The organism is Ulvibacterium marinum, assembly GCF_003626755.1.
Classification (GTDB): Bacteria; Bacteroidota; Bacteroidia; order Flavobacteriales; family Flavobacteriaceae; genus Ulvibacterium; species Ulvibacterium marinum.
Genome location: NZ_RBCJ01000001.1, coordinates 1,495,456 through 1,520,491 on the forward strand (window position 1 = coordinate 1,495,456; position 25,036 = coordinate 1,520,491).

General features: G+C 41.7%; 18 protein-coding genes and 1 pseudogene. 15 read left to right on the top strand and 4 right to left on the bottom strand.

What is annotated here, in order from left to right; all coding sequences use genetic code 11:
- The first annotated feature begins 19 nt into the window (after positions 1-19).
- The 8 genes from D7Z94_RS06420 to D7Z94_RS06455 all read left to right on the top strand — a co-directional run bounded on the left by D7Z94_RS06420 (position 20) and on the right by D7Z94_RS06455 (position 12,944).
- On the top strand, positions 20-3,403 hold the full coding sequence (locus D7Z94_RS06420; protein WP_120710659.1) for a SusC/RagA family TonB-linked outer membrane protein: 3,384 nt from the start codon (positions 20-22) through the stop codon (positions 3,401-3,403).
- 10 nt (positions 3,404-3,413) lie between these two features.
- The gene (locus tag D7Z94_RS06425) at positions 3,414-4,853 is read left to right on the top strand and encodes a SusD/RagB family nutrient-binding outer membrane lipoprotein (RefSeq protein WP_120710660.1); all 1,440 of its coding nucleotides are present in this window, start codon (positions 3,414-3,416) and stop codon (positions 4,851-4,853) included.
- A 173-nt stretch (positions 4,854-5,026) separates the two neighbouring features.
- Positions 5,027-6,967: an FAD-dependent oxidoreductase gene (locus tag D7Z94_RS06430; protein WP_120710661.1), complete on the top strand. Its 1,941-nt coding sequence runs from the start codon at positions 5,027-5,029 to the stop codon at positions 6,965-6,967.
- 42 nt (positions 6,968-7,009) lie between these two features.
- On the top strand, positions 7,010-8,374 hold the full coding sequence (locus D7Z94_RS06435; RefSeq protein ID WP_120710662.1) for an FAD-dependent oxidoreductase: 1,365 nt from the start codon (positions 7,010-7,012) through the stop codon (positions 8,372-8,374).
- A gap of 34 nt (positions 8,375-8,408) precedes the next feature.
- Positions 8,409-9,848, top strand: coding sequence for a carbon starvation CstA family protein (locus D7Z94_RS06440; protein WP_120710663.1), 1,440 nt, complete (start codon positions 8,409-8,411; stop codon positions 9,846-9,848).
- A gap of 605 nt (positions 9,849-10,453) precedes the next feature.
- On the top strand, positions 10,454-11,689 hold the full coding sequence (locus tag D7Z94_RS06445) for a site-specific integrase (RefSeq protein WP_120710664.1): 1,236 nt from the start codon (positions 10,454-10,456) through the stop codon (positions 11,687-11,689).
- A gap of 224 nt (positions 11,690-11,913) precedes the next feature.
- A complete protein-coding gene (locus D7Z94_RS06450) occupies positions 11,914-12,585 on the top strand; it encodes a hypothetical protein (protein ID WP_120710665.1) in 672 nt (223 codons plus the stop codon).
- A gap of 77 nt (positions 12,586-12,662) precedes the next feature.
- The gene (locus D7Z94_RS06455) at positions 12,663-12,944 is read left to right on the top strand and encodes a helix-turn-helix transcriptional regulator (protein WP_120710666.1); all 282 of its coding nucleotides are present in this window, start codon (positions 12,663-12,665) and stop codon (positions 12,942-12,944) included.
- Positions 12,945-12,947: 3 nt separating this feature from the next.
- Here the strand turns inward: D7Z94_RS06455 and D7Z94_RS06460 are convergent, their stop codons facing one another.
- The 3 genes and pseudogenes from D7Z94_RS06460 to D7Z94_RS06470 all read right to left on the bottom strand — a co-directional run bounded on the left by D7Z94_RS06460 (position 12,948) and on the right by D7Z94_RS06470 (position 15,288).
- Positions 12,948-13,541, bottom strand: a complete 594-nt coding sequence (locus D7Z94_RS06460; protein ID WP_120710667.1) for an RNA polymerase sigma factor — start codon at positions 13,539-13,541, stop codon at positions 12,948-12,950.
- A gap of 52 nt (positions 13,542-13,593) precedes the next feature.
- A pseudogene (locus D7Z94_RS06465) lies at positions 13,594-14,519 on the bottom strand (mechanosensitive ion channel family protein).
- A gap of 85 nt (positions 14,520-14,604) precedes the next feature.
- Positions 14,605-15,288 carry a head GIN domain-containing protein gene (locus tag D7Z94_RS06470; protein WP_120710668.1) on the bottom strand — a complete coding sequence of 228 codons (684 nt, stop codon included), beginning with the start codon at positions 15,286-15,288 and terminating at the stop codon, positions 14,605-14,607.
- A 436-nt stretch (positions 15,289-15,724) separates the two neighbouring features.
- Between D7Z94_RS06470 and D7Z94_RS06475 the strand changes: the two genes are divergently transcribed.
- From D7Z94_RS06475 to D7Z94_RS06495, 5 genes are all read left to right on the top strand, one after another.
- Positions 15,725-16,303, top strand: coding sequence for a hypothetical protein (locus D7Z94_RS06475; protein ID WP_245967151.1), 579 nt, complete (start codon positions 15,725-15,727; stop codon positions 16,301-16,303).
- A gap of 318 nt (positions 16,304-16,621) precedes the next feature.
- Entirely contained in the window at positions 16,622-16,954 is a 333-nt protein-coding gene (locus tag D7Z94_RS06480) for a hypothetical protein (protein WP_120710902.1), read from the top strand.
- A gap of 50 nt (positions 16,955-17,004) precedes the next feature.
- The gene (locus D7Z94_RS06485) at positions 17,005-17,160 is read left to right on the top strand and encodes a lmo0937 family membrane protein (RefSeq protein ID WP_120710669.1); all 156 of its coding nucleotides are present in this window, start codon (positions 17,005-17,007) and stop codon (positions 17,158-17,160) included.
- A 157-nt stretch (positions 17,161-17,317) separates the two neighbouring features.
- On the top strand, positions 17,318-18,385 hold the full coding sequence (locus tag D7Z94_RS06490; RefSeq protein ID WP_170158837.1) for an endonuclease/exonuclease/phosphatase family protein: 1,068 nt from the start codon (positions 17,318-17,320) through the stop codon (positions 18,383-18,385).
- A gap of 340 nt (positions 18,386-18,725) precedes the next feature.
- Positions 18,726-18,869 carry a hypothetical protein gene (locus D7Z94_RS06495; protein WP_211341749.1) on the top strand — a complete coding sequence of 48 codons (144 nt, stop codon included), beginning with the start codon at positions 18,726-18,728 and terminating at the stop codon, positions 18,867-18,869.
- Between the two features lie 486 nt (positions 18,870-19,355).
- Here the strand turns inward: D7Z94_RS06495 and D7Z94_RS06500 are convergent, their stop codons facing one another.
- Complete coding sequence (locus D7Z94_RS06500) at positions 19,356-19,784, bottom strand: response regulator (protein WP_211341750.1); 429 nt, start codon at positions 19,782-19,784, stop codon at positions 19,356-19,358.
- A 251-nt stretch (positions 19,785-20,035) separates the two neighbouring features.
- Here D7Z94_RS06500 and D7Z94_RS06505 point away from each other — a divergent pair, with 251 nt between their 5' ends.
- Together D7Z94_RS06505 and D7Z94_RS06510 are read left to right on the top strand one after the other, a co-directional pair.
- A complete protein-coding gene (locus tag D7Z94_RS06505) occupies positions 20,036-23,368 on the top strand; it encodes a chemotaxis protein CheB (RefSeq protein ID WP_120710670.1) in 3,333 nt (1,110 codons plus the stop codon).
- 255 nt (positions 23,369-23,623) lie between these two features.
- A complete protein-coding gene (locus D7Z94_RS06510) occupies positions 23,624-24,523 on the top strand; it encodes a 2-keto-4-pentenoate hydratase (RefSeq protein ID WP_120710671.1) in 900 nt (299 codons plus the stop codon).
- The last annotated feature ends 513 nt before the right edge of the window (positions 24,524-25,036 follow it).

The following is a 25,036-nucleotide window of genomic DNA, read 5'->3' on the forward strand; positions in this document are numbered from 1 at the left end:
ATCAAAGACAATCAAAATTATGAAAAAAAGTGACGAGGACGACTTTCGTATGAAAGTGCGCGGCCAAAAATTGAATTTTAAAATGAAGTTTTGTTTTCTTGTGGTTTCCTTTATGCTGTTCCAGTTATCGGCCAACACGGTGATGTCGCAAAAGAAAATGGAATTTAATTACGACAATGCCCCATTAAAACGTGTTCTAAACGAAATAAAGGCGCAAACAGGCTATAGCTTCTTTTATAATGTCAAGGAAATAGACGATACTCAAAAAACCTCCGTAAACGCGGATAAGGAAACTGTCAGGGAAGTTTTGAACAGATTAGCTGAGAAGGCAAATTTTGATTTTAAGATCAATAGAAATCAGATTGTCTTGACACAAAGGAAAATTACGCCCGATAGATTTCAAGACAGAGAAATAAGCGGTACGGTCAAGGATGAAAACGGAACCCCACTTCCAGGAGCAAATATCATTGAAAAAGGCACGATCAAAGGTGTTACGGCGGATTTCGACGGTAATTTTTCCATTGAAATTTCAGATGAAAATGCCACTCTGCTAGTTTCGTATATAGGATTTGCCACCAAAGAAATAGCGGTCAATGGGCAAAGTACAATTAATGTAGTACTACAAGAAAGTGCCCAAGGACTTGATGAAGTGGTTGTTACATCGTTTGGCATTCGAAAATCTAAAAAAGCCGTAGTATATGCTACACAGGAAGTCGGGGGAGAAGATTTAGCTCAAGTGGGAAACCCTAACGTACTTAACGGACTGCAAGGTAAAGTTGCTGGTGTATCGGTCAATCTTAGTAGTGGTATGCCAGGAAGATCTCCATCAATAAAAATTCGGGGCAGTAGATCGCTAACTGGAAACAACCAACCTCTATTCGTGGTAGATGGTGCGCCCATATCCGGTAATATACAAGACATCAATCCAAACAATATTGAATCGATCAACGTTCTCAAAGGGCCTGCTGCATCCGCATTGTACGGTCTTCGGGCATCGAACGGTGTTGTGCTGATTACCACAAAAAGTGGAAAATCCATAGACGGAAAGCCCACTATTAGTTTGGAAACTTTTTATAGTATTGATGATGTCGCATATTTGCCGGATTTACAGACGACGTTTGCCCAAGGAGCAAATGGCGAACTTAATGTGAATGGACCATTTTCATGGGGCCCTAGAATAAGTGAAATTGGAACTTACACCAACAATCTGGGACAGGAAGAGGTAGCAAGGTCTTATGATAACGATAAGGCGTTCTACAGGTCAGGAAGCACCTCCAATACCAACTTGTCGATATCAAATGTGGGAACAATTGGCAGTTATTCTTTAGGGGTCGGTCATAATTCTCAGGAGGGAATCATTCCTGGTACTGATTTACGTAGAACCAACCTAAACTTTAATGGGAAATTGAACGTCAGCGAAAGGTTCAGTACTACGATTTCGTTCAATTATTCCGACCTGAATTATAACGATTATCCAGATTTAACGGGCAACAATAACTATTTCCGAAGCTTAACCGATGTTCCTCCTTCCTATAATTTAGCCGGAACTGCATTTGCCAATGAAAACGATCCTTACCTCCAACAATATTTTAGAAGTACTCAGAATAACCCGTATTGGGTAGTCAATAATAATTACAGAAACACCGAAAGGCCTAGAACCCTTGGGAATATTTTATTCGATTATCAGATAACCGATGATCTCTCGCTTAACTATCGTTTTGGAGTCGATAATTTTACTTCACGGACCGAGGATTTTAGGGAGCTTGGAACCGGTCAGGCTGGACGAACAAACCCTCCTAGTGGAGGAAGAATTTCTATTCAGAACCAAAAAGCGACTCAGCTCAATTCGAATTTATTCTTGTCATACAATAAAGAACTAGGTAAAGATTTTTTACTTGATTTGGTGGTCGGCAATGAAATTTTTGATGAAAAAAGGAATTCAGAAATCTCAAGTGGATCAAATTTTGTTACAGGTGGTTGGGCGAACTTAGCAAATGCTACGATCATAAATGGCTCAAACTTCGAAAGTAGGCAAAGGATAGTAGGTTTCTACGGCAATATGAATTTGGGATGGCAGGATAAGATATACCTAAACGCATCTGGAAGAAATGATTATGTTTCGAATATGCCAGTGGACAACCGATCCTTCTTTTACCCCTCTGTTGGCACAAGTTTTATTCTGACCAATATTTTTCCGAAACTGGAAAATGCAATGTCCTTTGGAAAAATCAGGGCTACTTGGGCCGAAGTCGGTCAGGCAGGACCTTTGTTCGTGAATGGCACTGGGTTCGTATCAAACAATCCAGGAGGATTTAATTTTCCATTCAACGGAATCGCTTCATTTTCGCAACAAACAACTAGAATCAATCCGAATCTCGGACCAGAGAACACAAAGTCCTATGAATTAGGATTTGACTTCCGTTTTTTTAATGATCGATTATCCATTGATTACACATATTTCAACAGTATATCCGAAGGTCAAATTTTTGAAGTACCATTGCCTCTTTCAACTGGTGCGGAGAACGAAATCAGGAATGCAGGGGAAATCTCCTCAAAAGGCCACGAGGTCATTTTAAACCTAATCCCAATTAGAAATGAGTCATTCACCTGGAACCTTACTACAAACTTTAACACTGTTGATAATAAGGTGGTTAGTTTGGTAGAAGGCGTTGAACGAATTGATATCAATAGTGGGATTATAGTTGCCGAAGAGGGCTTTGATTACCCTTCTATTATAGGCCTATCTTATGTTGAAGATCCGGCTAGCGGGCAACCTGTAATTCAAAGCGACCCAGATGCATCAGGATTTGGTTTTCCCATTGTTGATACGGAAAGAAAAATTATTGGGTCTGCGCTTCCCGACTTTGAAATGAACTTCATTAACAATTTCACTTATAAGGATCTATCGTTGTCATTCCAGATAGACTGGCGATCAGGAGGTCAAATGTTTTCCCAATCATTCGTGGAAACCAGATGGAGAGGACTTGCCGGTGTAACCAACGATCGTGAGGTAGACGATATAATCCCGGGTGTCAAAGGGACATTGGTAGATGGTAACCCTGTGGTTACTGGCGAAAATGACATTCCCATAAAAAAAGACTTTGCCTATTACAATAGTATTGGTGCGTTCAATCCTACCGAACAGTCATTGCAAGATGCCTCGTTTGTAAGATTGCGTGAGATAATTTTAAATTATGACATCCCTGAAAAAGCCCTTGGTAAATCGTTTATTAATTCTGCATCGGTATATGTGTCAGGCCGAAACCTATTTCTGATATCCGATTCATTTACCGACCCCGAGGTAAACTTTACGGACGGCAGGAGCGGAAATACCGCTGGTTTAGAGTGGTCACAGATACCACAGACCAAAAGTATAGGAGTTGGAGTTAGGGTTAATTTTTAAATAAAAAATCATGAAAAATATAAAAAGATTCACTTTAGTAATATTTCTTATTGGTCTGTTTTCCTCTTGTAGTGAGGATACCCTTACAGAAATTGATACCAACCCAAATGTTGTAAATGATGCACCTCTGAATTCTTTGTTGCCCCAACTGATTATATCGTATAGCAACGAAATAGTTGGAAGGGAGGGAGCTATCCACGCCGGATTCATGTCAGAACAGACTAGCGGCGTACTAGGCTTTAACAGTTATACCGATTTGGAACGTTCAAGTGCTAGGGGTTGGGAAAATGGCTATTTAATGCTGAACGACCTTGAATTTATGAAAGCCAAAGCTACAGAAAATGAAGCTTGGACCTATGCGGGGATTGCAGACATATTAAAGGCTTTTACTTTGACTACGTTGATAGATTTGTACGGAGATATTCCATTTTCGGAAGCGTTACAATCTGAAATAAGAAATCCTGTATTCGAAGCGCATGAAACTTTATATCCGCAAATACACGAAATTCTAGATACCGCCATAGAGAATCTGGGGAAATCAGATTCAAATCCGCCCGCGCAAGATGATTTGGTGTTCAATGGGGATCAAAGTTTATGGACAAAGACAGCATATGGGCTCAAGGCTAGATTGTACAACAAACTAAGCAATTTGGATGCGACCAGCTCTGCCCAAAACGCCCTTTCGGCTATTGGTAGTTCATTTGCGTCAGCCGATGAGAATTTTTCGATCACAATTTACAATAGCTCCTTGGAAAACGGAAACCCCTATGCGGTCGGTCAAAATGGTCAGCCACAATCGGCGGTAGGCAATGTTTATGATGTGATGTTATCTTTCGCACCAAACGCAATAATCGAGGAAGACCCGAGGTCTATCTTGTGGTTCTCGACTATTGGTGGTGTTCGGATACCGGCGCCAAGCGGGGTAGCAGATGCCGATTTTGGAGAGCCTAGATTGGATGGTGCCATCTATTCCAAACCTTTGTTTCTAAAATCTACTGCGGCTCCGTTACCTATTTTAACCTATAATGAGCTCCTATTTATAAAAGCGGAAGCCAATTTTAGATTAGGAAATACTTCGGAAGCATATAGTGCCTATCAAGAGGCCGTTCAGTTGGCTTTGGAAGAATCTTCAGATTTTAGTGCCGAGGTCCAAATCGAACCCGCCGATGTTTCATCCTATCTAGGCTATCCAGAAGTGTCTCCTGGGGAAGGGGGCCTAACGTTGGAAACAATTATTTCCCAGAAGTATATCTACCTCTTTAAATTTCAATGGATAGAAGCCTACAATGAAACCAGAAAATTCGACTTCTTTCCGGCAACTAATCCTGAAGGACGGGCAAATAGAATGTTATATCCGATTTCAGAAGTTACACGAAATCCCAATACACCTTCTGATGTGAACTTTTCGACCTTGTTCGGTAGCAGCACCAAGTTAGTATGGGCGAAATAATTTAGTTTGTTGAGTTAGTTTAGTTTTTTGAACGAAGGGGGTTGAATTTTTTAACCCCCTTTTGTTCGATTATTTAAATTAACTCATAGGGTAAGGAACACTTACGGATATTTTAAAATCGGAACAGAATTCATTATGAAGAACTCACTGATAAGGTCTAAAAAAATTGGTTAATGATGAATCCATTTAAGAAAAATATGGGTCAACTGATTATTTTGGTTTTTCTCATGTTTTATTTGAACCCTGTTAAAGCAATTCAGGGGAAAGTTCTCGAAAACCAGTATGATTTGGTTATAGCAGGTGCCACTTTTTCAGGTATGGCCGCGGCGATCAATGCTGCAAAGTATGGTCATTCAGTAGTTATTGTCGAAGAATATCCTATTATTGGTGGTCTTATGACCGGTGGTCTATCGTTTACGGATTTTATTTCCTACGAAGCCTTGGGCGGTACTTTTAAAGATTATATGAAACGTGTTGAAAAGTACTATTTGGATAAATATGGAAAGAGATCCAAACAATTTAAAGATTGTCATGGCGGCATCCATGCAGAACCACATGTTACCCTTCAGATTTTTAAGGAAATGCTCGATGAATTTCCGAATATAAAGGTTTTGGTAAACCATCGTTTACACTCCGCTTTAATGGACAAACCGGAGAACGGAACAAAAGTAATTAAAGCAGCCGTATGTACAGATCTGGAATCCAATACTTCGGTTATCCTGAATGGAAAAATATTTATTGATGCAACTTATGAGGGTGATTTGGCGGCCTATGCAGGTGCAGAATATCGCATAGGAAGGGAATCCCGTCGAGAATACGGAGAACCTTTTGCTGGCAAGCTTTTTTTTGATAAAGGAAAAATTTTGGTAGGTAGTTCGGGCGAGGGCGACCATAGGGTTCAGGCTTATAATTTCAGGTTGATTATGACCAATGACCCAAAGAACCAGACCAAAATAGAAAGGCCAAAAGGCTATGTTCGTGAAGATTATCTACCAATCTCGGATGTTTTAAAACAGGGAAAAGTATCCCAAGTTTTTATTGAAAAAAGTCGTGATGGTATTTTTCGATCACAAATGTTACCGAATAACAAGGCCGATGTAAATGACATCAAAAACGCACCGGTCAGAATGACTATGCTGGGAGAAAACTACGAGTACCCTGACGGCGATTGGGAAACTCGAAAAAAAATTATCCAACGGCATAAAGAGCATATTCTTGGCATGGTCTATTTTATCCAAAACGACTCTTCGGTCCCCAAAAAATATAAAAATGAGGCCAAAGGATGGGGTCTGGCCAAAGACGAATTTATCGATACCAACAACTTTCCGCCAAGGCTCTACATTAGAGAAGCAAGAAGAATTATGGGGGAATATGTATTTACCCAAAATGATGTTAATACCATCGGAAATTCCTTGATCGTTGCATTAAAGGAAGATGCCATTGCCATAGGCGACTATGCACTAAACTGCCATGGGGTCTCTCCAGGTTCTCTTTATCCTTCCATTGCGGAAGGGGATTTTAATTTTATACCTCCGCCGTTTCAAATACCTTTTGGCGTAATCAAACCAAAAGGCTTTTCCAACCTCTTGGTTTCTGTTGCCGTATCAGCAAGCCATGTCGGTTTCAGTGGCCTACGATTGGAACCGACATGGACAGCACTTGGTCAAGCTACCGGTCTGACCGCCCATTTAGCTTTGGAAAAAGATATTTCCATTTCAAAAGTGGATGTCAAAGAGGTGCAGGATTTATTACATCAGAACAAAGCCAAAACAGCATACGTTTCGGATATAGACGGCGATTCCCCATATTTTGAAGCGGCGCAATTTTTGGGGGTACGCGGTTTTTTACATGATGTATACCTTATGAAGGAAAACGAAATGCCCGGTACTGAAACCTACAAAAGTATCAGGGGAACGCAATACGCTTATGCGTTTCCTTTCCATGAATTGGAACCTAACGAACCTTTAGAGCTACAATTGGCCGAAAAGTGGATGGAAAGGCTAGATTCCACCAAATTAAGAAATGAGATGGAAGTTTATTTGGAAGAAAATCCGCTTACCAGAGGAGCATTTTTGCTTAAAATATATGATACGATAAAGAGTCAAGAACTATAATTCATTTTAATCGGTTCTATTTAATAATCAAAAATATGGTATATGGAAACGAATAGAAGAAGATTCATCAAAACAGGACTGCTAGCTGCTACTGCATTGCCGGTTCACGGTGCATTGGGAGAAGATAAAAGTATACCTTTCTCCATAAACAAAGGTTTTATGGAGCCCTCCCGAAGTTTGCCGATTGCCAAGCAAACCGAGGTCATCGTTTGCGGGGGCGGTCCGGCCGGTATTGCCGCTGCAATAGCTTCCGCCCGTCAAGGGGCCAAAACAACCCTGATTGAAATGTATGGTTGCCTTGGTGGCATATGGACTACGGGACTCTTAAGCTATATCATAGACTATGAGAACAAGCCGGGTATCATGAAGGAATTAGTAAATAACCTTGAAAAAAGTGATGCGCAACATTTTGCAAAAGTCTATGATGCAGAATTAATGAAGTGGACACTGGATAAAATGTGTTTGGATGCCGGTGTGGAAGTAAGGCTTCATACCAAAGTGACTGCTGCTTATAAAAATGCCAAAAATAGTCTGGAATATATTACAACTGAGAGTTTTTCGGGCAGGGAAGCTTGGAAAGCAAAGGTTTTCATCGACACTACAGGGAATGGAGAACTGGCCGCCCAAGCAGGTTGCTACTTCGATATCGGACATCCTGAATCAGGTAAAACGCAGCCTATGTCATTGATGGCTTTGTTGACAGGGGTTAAGGAAGACGAACTGAATAACGGTGGCCTAATGAAGAAAATAGGCTATCCTACGGCTTCGGAAAAGAACTTCTTGTACAGCGAAATTGAACGGGCCGGACTAAATGCCAGTTATACAAAACCAACTCTTTTTGGGGTAAGGGATGGACTGGTCGCCATGATGGCCAACCATCAATATGGAGTATCCATCCTAGATGCAAAACAGGTCAGCAAGGCTACCATCGAGGCACGGGCAGAAGTTAACAATATAGTTAACGGGCTTCGGTCTTTAGGTGGTGTATGGTCAAATGTTAGGCTTGTTTCAACTGCTTCCCAGATTGGGGTCAGGGAGGGTAGAAGAATTCATGGTAGGTACATGATAACCAAAGAAGATTTAATAAAAGGGGCTCAATTCGATGATGGCGTTTGTAGCGTTGACTTTGGCGTCGACGTACATTCCTTGGAAAAAAAAGATGGAGGTGGGTATGGTGGACATGGCATAAAATCCAAACCCTATGAAATTCCGTTAGGGGCATTGATAGCCAAAGATGTTGATGGATTGATGATGGCGGGAAGATGTATCAGCGGCGACTTTTTCGCCCATGCAAGCTATAGGGTCACTGGCAATGCGGTAGCCATGGGTGAGGCAGCAGGACAGGTTGCTGGTCAAGCGGCATTGGAGAACAAGCGGCCACAAGAAATAAAATATAGAAAGGTTTAAAAATTAATCCAAACCCGATTAATTCACTGTAAGATTGATTTCATTTATTATATCGATTTGCGTTCTTATAATAGGCTATTTTACCTATGGCAAGTTTATCGAAAGAATATTCGGAGTTGAAAAAAATCGTGAGACACCAGCTGTAAGATTGAGGGACGACGTTGACTTTGTACCCCTATCGGCCTGGAAAATATTCTTGATTCAGTTTCTAAACATAGCAGGACTAGGCCCTATTTTTGGGGCCATAGCCGGTGCTATGTTCGGTCCGGCCTCTTTTCTTTGGATTGTATTCGGAAGTATTTTTGCTGGTGCAGTCCACGATTATTTATCTGGCATGCTTTCAGTTCGCCATGATGGCTTGAGTATCAGCGAAATCGTAGGTATATATTTGGGGGGCAAGATGAAGCAGATTATGCGCCTATTTACCGTAATACTATTGATTTTTGTTGGTACGGTTTTTTTAATAGGTCCTGCAAAGATTATCGACGGAATGACAGGTAATGTCTGTGGCATCTGGATTTGGGTGGGCATTATTTTGGTCTATTATGTATTATCGACACTACTACCTATAGACAAGATTATAAGCAAACTGTATCCTGTCTTTGGGGTAGCGATGCTGTTGATGGCCATTGGGCTATTGATTCCACTACTTTTCGGGGACTACCACATTCCCGAACTTGTTCCCGGCAATATCCGGAATATGACCACCTATCCAGAGGCTAGCCCTTTGTTTCCAATACTATTCGTAACCATTGCCTGTGGAGCCATTTCGGGTTTTCACGCCACTCAATCTCCTTTGATGGCGCGCTGTATGAAGAATGAAAGTTTGGGAAGGAAAATATTCTATGGCACTATGATAACCGAAGGGATAGTAGCCCTTATCTGGGCCGCCGCCGCGATGACCTTTTTTGGCAATGTGTCCGAACTAAATGCGGCAATGTTAGCTAACGATAATAACGCGGCCTGGGCGGCGAACGAGATATCGCTCAATATGCTTGGCGGTATTGGCGGGATACTGGCTTTGCTAGGTCTCGTAGCGGCCCCGATTACTTCAGGAGATACCGCTTTTCGATCAGCCCGTCTGATTTTGTCAGATGTTTTTAAATCCGACCAGAAAAAAATAAAGAACAGACTTTTTATAAGTTTCCCTCTGTTCGTGATTGCCTTTGCCCTCACCCAAATTGATTTTGGCATTATCTGGCGCTATTTCGCATGGAGCAATCAGACCTTGGCAACAGTGGTGCTATGGACGATTACAGCGTACCTCATTTACGAAAGCAAGGCCTATTGGGTAACCTTGTTCCCGGCTCTTTTCATGACAATGGTGTGTAGTTCCTATATTTTGGTGTCACCGGAAGGATTTAATCTACCTAATGACATATCATATTTGGGCGGAGCACTGATAACAGTTTGCACAAGTCTGATTTTTTGGTTCTATACCTTACGAAAGAAAAAAGATTTTGCTGCGATTTGATGAGGCGGGTACAACACTCGTCGTTAATATTAGTCGAGAAATTAATGGACCGTTGGTTTTTAAAATTTGTCCAAGCCTTTCCAGTCAGGTTTCTCGATGCAAGGATACTATATGAATATAATCATTATATTAAGATAGTATTCTTAATATAGAACACGTGTAATATTTTTTTTTAACCTATATTTGCATGGTCAAAACAAGAATTTTTTGCGGTTAATTCAAGAGTTTGAATTATCATATATTAAAGAAACTAAAATTGATTTTTCTCAAATTATTTAGTTTCAGTCCTGGCTTCTAGAGGCTCTCGGGGTATGAAGAAAGATAAAGGTTAGTGAAAAATCCATTTTAATATGAAGTTGAAAATATGAGCAGAGTACATACACTTTGGAAGATTGTTTCTATCAATTTTTTTCTATTGTCGCTTATTACCGGGTGTTCAGAAGGAAGACGTTTTTAATTTTCATTTGTTTTCATTTGCTTTCTTATGGTCTGAAAATCAATATTTTACAACTATTTCCTTTTCATCTGAAAACATTTGACATATATTTAAGAGCACAATTGTTGTACGGATGTTGTACGGATTTCAAATCAATTAAATAATAGTTATGGGCGCAATCAAAGTAGTTTTACAGAAAGTCAAAAGAGCAAATGGCACATATCCCGTTAGAATCCGTGTGACCAAAAATAGGAAATCAAAATTCTTTAAAACAATTTTTCAAGCTTTGCCAGAAGAATTCGATGAAAAAGCGGAACAATTTACGCGAAAGTATGCAAACTATCTTCAGAGTAATCGCGTGCTTCTAAAGTTCAAGGATAAGGCATTAAAAGTTTATACTGAACTTGAATATGAAAACGAAGATTTTTCATTGAGTGATTTTGAGAGAGCGTTCATCTCATCGGCAAAACCTGCTCAAATTATCGATAACTTTTTTTATTTCTGGAACGATTTAATTGAGGATTTAAACGCTGCCGGAAGAACTGGAGACGCGAGAATACACAAACACAGTTTCGCAGCATTGAAAAAATTCAATGGTAGTACTCAGTTAAGGTTTGAGCAAATTGATATAGCGTTCTTGCAGAAATACGAAAACCAGTTGCGTTCTCAGGGAGGAACAAATGGGGGCATTAGTGTCAGGATGCGATCTATTAGAACAGTCTACAATCTCGCAATCTCTAGAAGTGAAGCTAAAACTAAAATTGGGAGAATGCTAAACGAAAACTATCCTTTTAAGAAATATAAAATTTCGAGGCTTAAGAGCAATACTATAAAAAAAGCACTTCAATATGAGGAAATGATGAAAATCGTCAAAATGGACATTATCAAATATCCCCACCTCATTCTTAGTCATAACCTGTTTGTTTTCAGTTTTTATACCCGTGGCATGAACTTTACTGATCAGATGCTTTTAGAGTGGGGTCAAATTAGCAGCAATAAAATTAGCTATACAAGATCTAAGACGAAAGGGGTTTTCAATATTACTATTCTACCTCCCGTTAGGAACATATTGGACTACTACAAAGAAAATAGCCTAAACACCAAATATGTGTTTCCAATACTGCTAAAGGATAATTTGACACCTATGCAAATTGAAAACCGTAAGCACAAAACTAGGAAGCAATACAACAAGGACTTAAAGGAAATAGCATTTCATTGTGAAATAGATACCAATTTGACAAGTTATGTGGCTCGGCATACTTTTGCCAATTCATTGAAACAATTAGGTGTTGCCACAGACGTAATAAGTGAGGCATTAGGACATGAGACTTTAGCAATAACACAAACCTATCTCAAAGACTTGGATAGTTCTGTTATAGACGAGGCTTCTGCATTGTTACTGTAATTCCTGCCGGTCGCTTAGAGATTCGCAAATCCGAGTCACTTCCAAACCTTATAAACATGAGCTATCGAGAATTCGATAGCTTTTTTTAGTTGTATTCCTTACTTTTTTCTCTTCGCAGTAGTGTTTTTTTAATACTACATTCTAGATAGATCATACACCCTCCTTTTAGCAGGATTACACAAATCCACACTTTTCTTTACCTTTAAAACATTAGAATTATCTCAATGTACAGGATTCTTGACAAGATAGTAGATGCATTATTGGTTATTCTTTCTGGTAGGAATAGGGTCAATTCGGCTATGTCATCGTTCTTGAACAGAGGTCATAATGGAATTTTCTTTTTATTGGTTTTATTACTAGTCCCTTTTTTGATTGTTTCAGTTTTTCTTTATAATGGCTTTGATAATTTGCTATGGGCAATAATTCCCATTATACTCTATGGTATTATCATACTTTTTTTTTCCGTTAAACTGAGAATGGAGCAAAGATTGGGTAAGAAAAACACCAGAACTAGGGAAGAGGTTAAGGGTTTCAATCTTGATTTGAATCACTTGGTCTTCAAAAAACTATTTGCCTATCTTCAAAAATACGGATATGTGAATGAAGAATTGACGAGCTACCAAGAGTTCTATAATGTCATGACCTTGAATTTTGACGAACATCATGATGTAGTTCATTTCGATATGAACTTGGCGGAATTAAAATACATTTTAGAAAAGATAAAAAGGCTGAAAAAGGGAGTGACTTTAACATCGTTTGAAAAGTCAAATAGAATCTACAACAAGGGCAAATTGATCACTCAAAAGGGATTGACGAGTGCCTATAGCGACAACATACCGGACAAGGAGTATCGAGAGCACGTTGACGACTTCTTCGAATTTCTGACTGACATTTGACTTTTTTACCCTGACATGTCAGTAATTAAGGCCTTGTTAATAACCATCTATTTATATTTCCGTCTAAAATTTATGTTATGAACGACGATAATAATGTATTAGAGCTACTGAAGGACATAAAAAGACTGTTGTCCTATAATAAAAAGGTTTTCAATGTTGAGGATCTTGCCAATTATACGGGTCTTTCCAAAAGCAAAATTTATAAGCTTACGCAACTAAAGTTAATTCCTACTGGAAACAACCAACACATTCGCCAAAAATTTTTTCATAAAGACATGATTGATGCTTGGCTTTTGGGCGAACCAAATTTTTCGGATGAATTTCTAGAGCTAGAATGGAATCGCCAACTTGGGCGATGACTATCAATCAACCGTTAAATTGTTAATAGTTAAAACCCTTCCCTCAACAGCCCTACGCAACTTCAACAGCGCACTTCTATTTCGTGTCTTGACCGTGCCAAGGGGAATTCGCAATTCTTCAGAGACTTCTTTTTGGGTATAGCCCTTGAGATAAAAAAGGATAATGGTCTGTCTACATTTTTCACTGAGGCTTTTCATCAACGATTCCATTCCTTGGGTATCTAATTTACTTTCCACCTGATACGCCCGGTGATCGGCATAATTGTGCAAGGTGTGTGATGAAATGGTCTGTTTTCGATTTTTGTAGGCTTTTGATCTTATACGGTCGATAGCCGCATTCCTTGCAATGCTCAATATCCATGTAAAAAATCGCCCTTTTGAGTGGTCATACGTCTCTGCGTTATCCCAAATTTTCATGAATACTTCTTGGCAGATATCCTGGGCGTCCTTTTCGTTTTTTACGATATAATGAATGGCACCGCACATGCTTTCCGCGTACATTTGGTACAAATGCTCGAAGGCCGCAATGTCTTTTTTTTGAAATGCAGCGATTAGCGCGTCTAAATGTACTGGGGGTTTTTGGTTCGTGTCTTGCATCAATTGTTTTTGTCAGTTTTTATAAATGGTTCGGAATTTAAAGTTTACTCTTTCAAGGCTTTACGGAATCTTTCTCGTCGGAAAGTGTCCCGTTTTTGGCGTTTAGCCTAACCGGAAATTCAGTCTCGCCACCATATAGTTTGATTTCATGAATATCGGCAGGCATATAATACCCGGCACCTTCCAATGCCTCCTTTACGTTTTTTACCACAATGCCCTTGGTAACTAGGGCCATTCGTCTAAAGTCCTTGGTATCGACCCAGAAAAAGACTTTAAGGTTTACGGTACTGGTATCCAATTCGTCTTCGATCACGAAGTTTTCGTGCTCCTCGTCTTCTATGACATCCGGAGCTTCCCTTAAGGCTTTCATGACGGTTTCTTTTGCTCCTTCGATATTATCTTCATAGGCGATGCCGATAATAAAATCCCATCGCAAAAAAAACCATCCTCGGTAAAGTTGGTAACGGGTTTTGTAAGCACATCGCTATTGGGTATATAGACATCTTTGCCATCGAAGGTCTTTAATTTGGTGTATCTAAATTCCAACGCTTTGACCTTGCCAAAATTTTCCCCGATCTCAACCGTATCGTTGATTTCAAAAGGCCTATTAAATGCAAGTATGATTCCCGATATGAAGTTTTCGCCGATATCTTTGAAGGCGAAGCCCAACACGACCGCGCTCGCTCCGGCGGCGGTCAGTATGCCTGTTGCGATACCGCCAAGACCAGCTGCCCTTAAGGCGAGCATTATGGCAATGACGATCAACGTATATTTTATTGCTTTGCCCAGAAACCGGCTCATAAGCGGATCCTCGGTCGTGGCCGCTATTCTTTTTCGAGTAAACCGTCCGATCCATGAACCTATCAAAAGGCCGAGAACAATGATAACAATACCTAAACCTATGCCGGGCAATTGTTCAATGAACTGATCAAAAAATGAAGCGAGTGACTCTGAAATCGTGGTTTCGTTTTCGTTCATGATAAAGCTACTTACAATATTGTCGATACAGTAAAGCCGAAGCAATACACTTCGGCCCTACACTAACCAACCAACTAAACTAAAATTATTGTCTTATGATAATGGATCCGCCGAAGGTCTTATCTTCCTTGACCGTTTCCGGGTTCCCATAAATCTCTATGGTACCGCCCGCCGTTACGTTGGCCTCGACGTAATCGGAAACGTTAACGATAGCATTTCCGCCCGCAAGAATCGTTACATCCGTCTGATTGGACGAAAGGTCCTTCGCATTATAGTCGCCTCCCGTACGTACGGTTACTTCTTGATTTTCGGCTGTTCCCGTTACCGTGATTTCCCCACCGGTAACGGCTTTGGTATCTAAATTTCGTGCGTTTACGGCAAGATGGATCTTTGCACCTTCCTGGGATCTAATGGTGAGATATTTTGATTCCATTGTGCCTTCAGAAACGATTTTGGCACCTTCGTTGCCATCGATGAGACTAAGGTCTTGGGTATGGTATAAGGTCACATTGGTTTCGTTTCCATCCAAGAAATTATCGGCTTCCATATCGATTTTCAAACGCCCTTCTTTGTTTTTGATCGAAACCTTTTCCGTATCGTCTCCTGTTATGTGCGCATGATTTTTATCACTTTTTATTAAAGTCACATTAATTTGGTCCAACACCTTGATTTCATCGAAGGCATCCAATTCCATCTCGATTTCTTTCTGTGCGCTCAGAGATATGCTGAAAAGCAAGCTTGCGATCAATAGGGTACTAAAATTTTTCATTTGCTCTTGTTTAAATTGAATTTTTGTTGCCCGTTTTGGACAATGGCCAAATGTAACGCCCAAGTATTCCGGGTCTTGACCCTAAAGGCTCGATCATTGACCCCAAAGAGTAAAAGCTGTTTAGCCAGCTGTACACGAAAGGTTTATTCCAGGATTGAAAACGTAGTCCGCCATAAATCTCACAGCATTAAGAAAACTACGCTTACGCCTTTATCAATGGTACTTTAAGCTCTAGGTGTATTCCGAGGAAACCTTTTGAAGTCAACCTATGGTCTTTTAAAGCACGCAACTGCCATTCCAGCTCATTACATTTCGGCCAGACAAATAATTGTTGGGATTATCGTTCGATAGGTCGAGTACTTGAATAATTGAAAATGATGGTGTCGTAAATTAAAATTCGCACTGGTAATTTCCCGATTAAATCTAAAACTAGAATATGATTAGAAGAATGATTTTTACAATGACAACATTGGCTATCCTTGCGGGTTGCGATTTTAAGAAAACAGAAAAAGGGGAACTTCCCGAAATCGATGTCGATGTGGATGCCGAAGCGGGCGAGTTGCCGGAATACGATGTGGACTGGGCCGAGGTAAACGTAGGTACGAAAACGGAAACCGTTGAAATTCCGAAAGTGGTCGTAGTTATGGAAGAGGAGGAAGTAGAAGTTCCGTATATCGACGTTGATATGCCCGACGGAGGCGAAAAGGAGGAACATACCTTATATATAGAGGCCGAGGTTTCCGATGAAGAACACACCATGGAAATTCAGCAAATTTGGGCGACAGGAAAAAACCTCTACGTTATTTCTGAATTGAAGTCCACGGGCCAGAGTATCGGCGACAAAAAAATGAGGGTTTCAGACCAGGTCACATTGAACGCAGCTGACCTAAACGTCAAGTACTATGTGGTCGGCCAACGTCCGGATCGGGTATTTAACCGACAACATACGTATGTGAACGATATGAACGAGCTCAAAGATAGGGTCGGCGATTACAAAGTTATTTACACAAAGTAAGTTTGGTTGGTTGATAGAAGCCTCGGTATATTTTTACCGGGGCTTTTACAAGCTGACGTGCTAATAGTTCCACAATGGTGGCGGATTTGACATAAAAAGTATATACTAAAACAATGAGACCTATAAATACATGTATCTTATTTTTCTTGGCTTTAATACTCTCGTTGTGAACTGCTGTGCTAACGGATCCCGATCCAGAAGATGAACCTGAACTTTTTTCAAACGTTGAGACCAAAGAACATTTGAACGAGGAGGAAATGATTTTCTTAATATCTGCGAAAGCGGATAATGAGTCCCACAGAACAAACTAGCCTCTACATGGAAAATTACGCAAAGCACGAAAAAGATCTAATCCGTAAATACGAAGAAGCGGGATACGACCACAGTTACCGTTTTGAAAATGGCGCCCTAATCGATTCCGAAACCGGAACTGCCTACACTCCCAGAGAAATATATATCGTTGCCGAACATCGGTACGAAGGTATGAGCAATCCATCGGACCTATCCATCCTTTATGTGCTGGAAACAGAAGATGGAAACAAGGGTTCTTTATTAATGGGCTATGGGCCTACCGCAAATCTAGAACTTGCCGATTTTTTTAAGAACATTCCTAAAAAGAACGTCTCCGAAAAGGCAAGTTTGAATACGTAGTCTCTAAATGTTAAAACTTTAAATTGATTAAATAACTAAAAACTAAAATTATGAAAGACATTATTTGGATTATTGCAGTAGTATTGGTCATCGGATGGCTGATAGGCTTCTTTGCCTTTCCGGCATTGGGCGGAATCATACATGCCCTTTTGGTCATTGCCGTAATATTGATTGTCTATAAGTTGGTAACGGGCAGAAAAGTCTAGTGAGAAAGGAAGTTAAGATTATCGTAGTTAACTTAAAGGGAATTGCCAGGCCGTTAGGGACTGGCAATTTCATTTTTGTAAAGCCGTTCCGCTTCCTCTGCGTAAATTCAATATCCCACTGAGGAAAATCTTGATTCCAAAATAAACAGCAAATCTTATGGTAGCCAAGCGATTTCTTCAATTTTTTGGGTTGCTTGCGGTATTGCTAACCCTGATACCGCTAATTGCAAAGCAATATTGGTGGATCGTGGTCTTCGATTTCCCCCATTTTCAACTGACTGCAATGACTTTGATCGCCTTGATCGCCTATTTCATAAAGTTCGATGTAGAATTGCGGTTCGATATGTTCTTCGTTCTCGTCCTTTCGGGCTGTTTCGTATTTCAGTTGGTCAAGATCTTCCCCTTCACGCCTTTGGCGGACTATGAAGTTTTGCCGCCGGAAGCTTCCGACGAAAACCGGATGCTGAGCCTCTATACTGCAAATGTGTATCAGGAAAATAAAAAACCCGAAGCACTGCTCTCGGAAATAAAAAGATACGACCCCGATATTATAGTGCTGACGGAAACCAATAAAAGATGGACGGCAGTGCTACAAAAAAACCTAAAATCCGCTTATGCTTACCAAGTGTCAATACCCCTCGAAAACACCTATGGTATGTTGGTCGGGTCAAAATATCCCTTGTACGGCTCCGAAGTAAAATATATAGTAGACGATAGCATTCCCTCCATACACACCAAGATCATTTTGCCCAAACAGGATACAATTCAACTGTTCGCTATCCACCCCAGGCCACCATTGCCTGGTCACAATCTCAAATCGACCGGTCGCGATGCCGAGCTGATGGAAATCGCCAAACTATCAAGGGCTTCCAACTATTCCGTAATCGTTACTGGGGATTTTAACGATGTGGCCTGGTCGGGCACAACTGGGCTCTTTCATAACATGAGCGGACTCTTGGATATGCGAAAAGGGCTTGGCTTCTACAATACCTATCATGCGAAATATCCCATTTTTCGCTGGCCGCTCGACCATATTTTTATTTCCCCAGAATTCCGGAATGTAGCGTTGGAGCTGGGCGGTAAAATCCATTCCGACCATATACCGATGTACGTAAAGCTCAGTTTTGAACCGGAAGGGAAGGAGAAACATAGGGTTCCGCTTCCCACACAGGAAGAAACCGAAAGGGCCAATGAAATGGTCCGAAAAGGGAAGTTGGCCAATTAAAATCGTTTTTTTTAGTTTCCTATGCGATATAAAGCATTTACCGCAACGCTGTGAATCCTAAAAGTCCGATATCCACCTTTTGGTTTATGGAAGCTACATTTTGTTTACGCATAGCGACCAAAATTGCAGGAACGGATTCTTTTGAAGCCATAAATAGACCTCTTTGTGTCAAATTCTATCGCGACCGGCGACTATCTTGTAGTACATAAAAATGTTAAACGTACAACTATGAGCGAAAAAGCAAAATCTACGGAAAATAAAAAGTCGGGCAAAGAAGAAAGTACTTTGGCCAAGATGAACGACAAAAGCAAAACGAAGGACAAGAAATCAAAAAAATAAGATGATTTCTTTGAAAGTAAGGCCCATCAATTTTGATGGGCTTCCGTATATCGGTAAGCACCCCAATTTTGACAGCACCTATTTTGTTTTGGGCTTCGGGGAAATGGTATCACTTTTTCCGTTATCGGAATGGACGTCATCTTGAATATGTTAAATGGAGAGGAAGACCTGCTACAAGAATATTATCGGTTCAGGCGTTGAACGTTCTTTAGCCATTGCTTGTAGAATTATCCGTAGTAAATTTCAAGAGAACAAAAGAGGCCCCGTCCGAGAACGAAGCAAGAAACCCTTCAAACACCCCTAATACAATCGAAGCCAAAAAAATAGTTTACCAAGATGGCTTGTACAATACCCATCATGCGAAATATCCTATTTTCCGATGGCCGCTCGATCATATTTTTATTTCTCGGGGATTCCGGAATTTTGTTCTGGAACCAGGGAAAAAATCGATTTCGACCATATACCGATGTACATAATACTAAGTTTTGAACTGGAAGGGAAGGAGAAACATACAGTTGCCCTTCCTACTTAAGAAGAAACCACGAGGGCAAATGAAATGATTCAAAAAGGGCGGATGGCCAACTATTTTTAGATAAGCCCTCTTGTGCCTATTTTGAAAACCAAAAGGAGTTCAAATATTGGAAATATTGGAATTCTCGTTGGTTGCACCCAGGATCTCTAGAACATTTCTGATACCTTCTTGAAGCATTTTGATCGAATAAGCCTTGGTCAAAAAATGGGCCGCACCGAGTTGTAAGGTTTCCTCTCGTTCCTGAGGATGTGAAGAGGTAGTATAAATAATTACGGGGATATCCTTAAGCTTCTCCTGTTTCTTCAGTTCCCGAAGACAGGTCTTGCCGTCCATTCGGGGCATGTTGAGGTCAAGGAAGATAAAATCGGGCAGTGCGTTCGTTTCATTCTGTAGTTTTTGGAGCGCGGCCTCCCCATCAGTTGCGCTCATACAGGTATATGTCGGGTCGATTTTGCGAATCGCCTGGCAGAAGAAGTCGATATCGTCATCATCATCGTCAACGATCATGAATATTTGGCCGGTTTTCACGTTTTTGGGGATTAATACCACGCAATGTAGACAAAAATTATTAGATTTCAGGGTTCAGGGTTCAGGGTTCAGGGTTCAGGGTTCAGGGTTCAGGGTTCAGGGTTCAGGGCTAACAATCTGTTTTACAGCTTTTTGAATAGATGCCGACTTCGTGGGTTTGCAATCAATAATAAAATGGAAAGTGTTCTTTTAAATTGAGATTGTTCAGTACCTTCCTATGAATTTACTAAAAGGAATTCCAATAAAATGGCATGGCGGCAGAAAAAACATCTCAAAAATTTCCATTGGTCGGCATCGGGGCATCGGCAGGGGGCATAGAATCCTTTAAAAAATTCCTGTCCGCCGTTCCCGATAATTCGGGGATGGCCTATATTCTCGTACAGCACCTTTCACCGTCGCACGATAGCATTCTGCCCGATATCCTGGCCAAGATAACGAACATTCCCGTACAGGAAATTACAGATGAATGCCACATTGCCCCGGACCATATCTATGTCATCCCCGAAAATAAAACGCTACTGGTTACGGACCACGAACTAAAACTGTTGCCGCGCGAAAAGGGTGCGCTCAATATGCCCATCGACATTTTTTTTACCTCGCTGGCCAAGGTGCACCAAAGCTTGGCGATAGGCGTGGTACTCTCCGGTACCGCCCATGACGGTACGGTGGGCCTAAGGGACATCAAGGAATACGGGGGCATTACCTTTGCCGAGGATCCCGATACCGCGGCATGGGACGGGATGCCGAAAAGTGCCATAGCGGCGGGGGTGGTCGATTTTGTGCTGCCAGCAGAAGAAATCCCGTCGAAATTGATCAACGTTCACGCCGCCTACGAAACCACGCGCACCTCTGCCGATAGAATACAAACAAAAAAAACGGATATCAACGAGGATGGGCTTAAAAAGATTCTCTCAGCGGTTCAACGGTTCAGCGGAGTAGATTTTAGCTATTACAAACGACCCACCATCATACGCCGTATAGACCGTAGAATAGCGATCAACCAAATGGCGGATCATCTAGGTTATCTAGAATTTCTTGGGGAGAGCAAGGCCGAACAGGAAGCCCTTTTCCAAGACCTGCTCATAAAGGTAACGGCCTTTTTCCGCGATCCGGAAATTTTTGCGGAATTGGCCGAAAAGGTCCTTCCGCAGCTTTTGGCGGACCAGGTGCCTGACAAGCCCATACGCATCTGGGTAACGGCCTGTGCCACGGGGGAGGAAGTCTACTCGATTGCCATTGCCCTGTTCGAACTGTTGGGCGGGCTTACCGCGGGCCATAACATGCACCGCACCAAGATCCAGATATTCGCATCGGACATGTCGGAGGTGGCCATCAACAAAGCCCGGGCCGGCATCTACTCGGCTACCGAAATGGAACCGCTCTCCAAAAGACAACGGGAGCAGTATTTTACCAAGACCGACGGCAGTTACAAGGTCGTAAAGCCCATCAGGGACAGCATCGTGTTCGCCGTCCATAATTTTCTCAAGGACCCGCCCTTCGGCAAGGTAGACCTGGTAAGCTGCCGCAACGTGCTGATCTATATGGAACCCGTTCTGCAAAAGAAATTATTTGCCACTTTACACTATGCCCTCAACGAAAACGGATTTTTGCTACTCGGCAAATCGGAGACTACAGGAACATCGTCGGACCTGTTCGTACCCTTTTCCAAACAGGCGAAAATCTTTACGCGAAAGCCCGGTTCCGGCCGTTTTTTCCAAGTTCCCGACCGGCAGGGTAAAAATACTGCGGCTCCCGCTTTTAAAAAAATGCCTATGAAAAGGAGTTCTAAAACCGATTTTAGAAAGAATGCGGAATCCGTCCTGATTTCCAGATACACCCCCGCAAGCGTGATCGTTGACGAACATATGGAAATCGTACATATCAGCGGCGAAGTTGCCCCTTTTTTGGAACCGTCGTCGGGCAAGCCCACGCACGAACTGATGAAAATGGCCCGGAAAGAACTGGCCTTTGAGCTGCGCAATGCCATAGACAAAGCCAAAACGACACAAGAATCCATTATCAAGGAAGGTATTCCCGTAAAGAACAACGGAGAGCGGTTTTCGGCCAATATCGAGATCGTACCGCTGACCGAGACCGTGGATCCGCACTATCTTATACTTTTTCAAAAAGAATCGCCCAACACTTCTTTTTGGGGACGGGCCTGGAAAAAACTGAAACCCAGCTTTACGGCCTCGGAAAAAAACCACGTACAGCAGCGCAATACCGCCCTGGAGCGGGAACTGGAACAGGCCCGTGAAGACATGCGCCGTATCAGCGAGGATCAAGAAGCGTTTAACGAGGAACTGCAAAGTACCAATGAAGAGATGCAGAGCAGCAACGAAGAGATGCAAAGCCTTAACGAAGAACTGGAAACCTCTAAGGAAGAACTGCAATCGACCAACGAGGAGCTGATCATCGTCAACCGCGAACTTTTGGAGAAGCAAGGAGAACTGAACCATACTTTGAACTATCTTGAGGCTATCTTCGCCAATCTGCGCGAGCCTCTTTTGGTGCTGGAAAAAGGGTACAACGTACAGATCGCCAACGCTACGTTCTATAAAAAGTTTGAGGTTAAAAAAACGCAGATAGAGGGCAAACCCTTCTTCGCGATACAGCACAAGCTGTGGAACAACGCCGCATTACGGACCCTGTTGGAAAAAGTACTTCCCGAAAAAGGACTTGTGGTCGATGAGGAAATCGGTATCGATTTCCCCACTGGCGAGAAAAAGTCCTTTATGTTCAACGCAAGGGAGATCGAACGTGAAAAGGATTCCGAAAAACTGATCCTGTTATCGATGGAGGATATTACCGAAAGAAAGATGACCCAAGCGTATAAGGAAACTATATCCGAACTCCAAAAGACCAACGAGCAATTGGACCGATACGTACACGTGGCCAGCCATGACCTGCAAGAGCCGCTGCGAAAGATCATGATTTTTTCGAACCTATTGCTGGAAGGGTCAGCTAACGAACCGGATGAAAACCGGGACACCCTTAAAAAGATCGCGTCTTCGGCGGAACGTATGTCGGGGCTGATCAAAGGACTACTTGAGTATTCCCGTGTTGCACATCAAGGTGATCTTTTCGAGGCGACCGATCTCAACCTAATCACCAAGGATATACTTTCCGACTTTGATCTGTTGATCAGAGAAAAACAGGCGCAGCTTGATATCGGACAGCTACCGGAAATACAGGCCATACCCCTTCAGATGAACCAGTTGCTCGCAAACCTTATCGGCAATGCGCTCAAATTTTCTACCAAGGGCGTTGCGCCGCTGATTAAGGTAGCTTCGCACGTCTTTCCAAAAAAGGAGGTTGAGAAACATCCTTCGCTCTCTCCCAAACTGAACTACTGTGAGATCATCGTAAGCGATAACGGCATCGGTTTTAGCCCCAAATACCAAGAGCAGATATTCCTCATCTTTCAGCGCCTGCGCGAATCAAAGGAGCATAAGGGCAGCGGTATAGGCCTGTCGCTCGTCAAAAAAATAGTCGAGAACCACCATGGGGCCATCTATACCGTTTCGGAAGAGGGCATGGGTGCTGCATTTCATGTGATACTGCCCGTTGAACAACCGAAATAGAGAGAAGATACCGTAGCATTCCCTACGACATCGGAAATCAATTCGCCATTTTAATTTTCAGTTTTTCTTCGTATAAAATAATCTTGGCACCGTTCAGCTACATACCACTTTCATAAGTAAGACGGAAAAATTAAACCTTAGACAGCGCACCCGCGCTATTTTCCCTTTAGAGTCAAAAAAAAAACGAGCGCCGAACAGCTTACGTTTTTTACATAGGCTAATCTTGCATGGTAATAATAAATAAAAAATATAATCATGAGAAAGAAGAATAAGCCTTTTGCATTTTTTAGTATAGTATTGGCCTTTTCTATGGTGGGCTGTGACGACGATTCAACAGATGAAATCGACGATATCATAAATACCGAAACCAGCGATTTGGTAAATACCTACGCTGACAACTATTTGGCGGTACAGCTATATCCGTCTATAACAGCCAGAATAGAGGATTTTAGCGATGCTGACGCTTATGAATTTCAGGAGGATTTCGTAGAAGAATTAATAGATCGTGGCGAAACAGTAGTTGGTTACAAACTCGGATTTACAGGCGATGCCCCCAGACCATTCGGCGCGCCCGAACCGGTTTACGGCCGCTTGTTGGCATCTCAGGAAAGCCAGAGCGGAGTAACACTTGATATAAGCGAAACCTGGGCAGCTGGCAATGCCGGGGTAGAATTGGCCATTTACATCGCAAAGGATGCGAGCTATGATGTTTCGGATTTTCCTCTACCTGAGAGTGAACTGGGATCCCTTATAGGTGCCATTGCGCCTTTGTCCGAATTCCCTGAAATCGCATTTGAAGAGGGTCCCATGGGAATCAATTACAAGGATCTTATTGCTGCCAATGCCGGAGCAAGGGCATTTGTTGTAGGCGAGCGGGTCAACTTGAGCGATTTAACGGTGGCACTTGACTCGATTAATATACAGGTTTTTAAAAATGAGGAAATGATCTCGACCGGCATTAGTGGCGATGCACTTGGCAGTCAATTCGAGGCCTTGGAGTTTTTACTTCGTAAACTGGCCGAACAAGACCTTGGTGTCAAGACCGGACAAATTATCGCTACCGGAAGTTTAGGAAGTGACCTGCCACTTGAGCCGGGGGCGTATCGCATTAACTACGAAAACCTTGGCGAAGTAACCTATACACTCGTTGAATAAGTAATGAATGGTCTGTATACCAAGTTATGGGATTATCGGTCCATTTGGCGGGTAATGGCACCTTACTTGAATGTATTAGGGGATGTACGGTCATTCGACCATACGTCCTTTTTTATGAAATTTAACGTACGGTAATCAGCGTATGGAAAAACTCAAAACATGAAAGTCTGTTACTGTGGTAGAGATTTTTCTTTCTTATAGACATATTTCAAGGCTGTCAATAAGCAAGGGGGCATAATTGGATAAAATAGAATTTTGCTCTTACCATAGTCAGAAAACGAAAAGGGAACGAAGATGCTTTTACACATTGTACGTTCCCTTGACTATCATATATCAACGGTGGCATTATCCACCGAATCGAAAGGTATATTCTCAGCCCTTATAATAATATAAGCACCCTTAACCTTATTTATGTAAAAAACTATAAATAGTTGAGAATTCGAAAGGATTTGAACTTTCTTCCATAAAATGGGATATAGTTAGCTAGTTTCGAATTTATAATTCAAGTTTAGA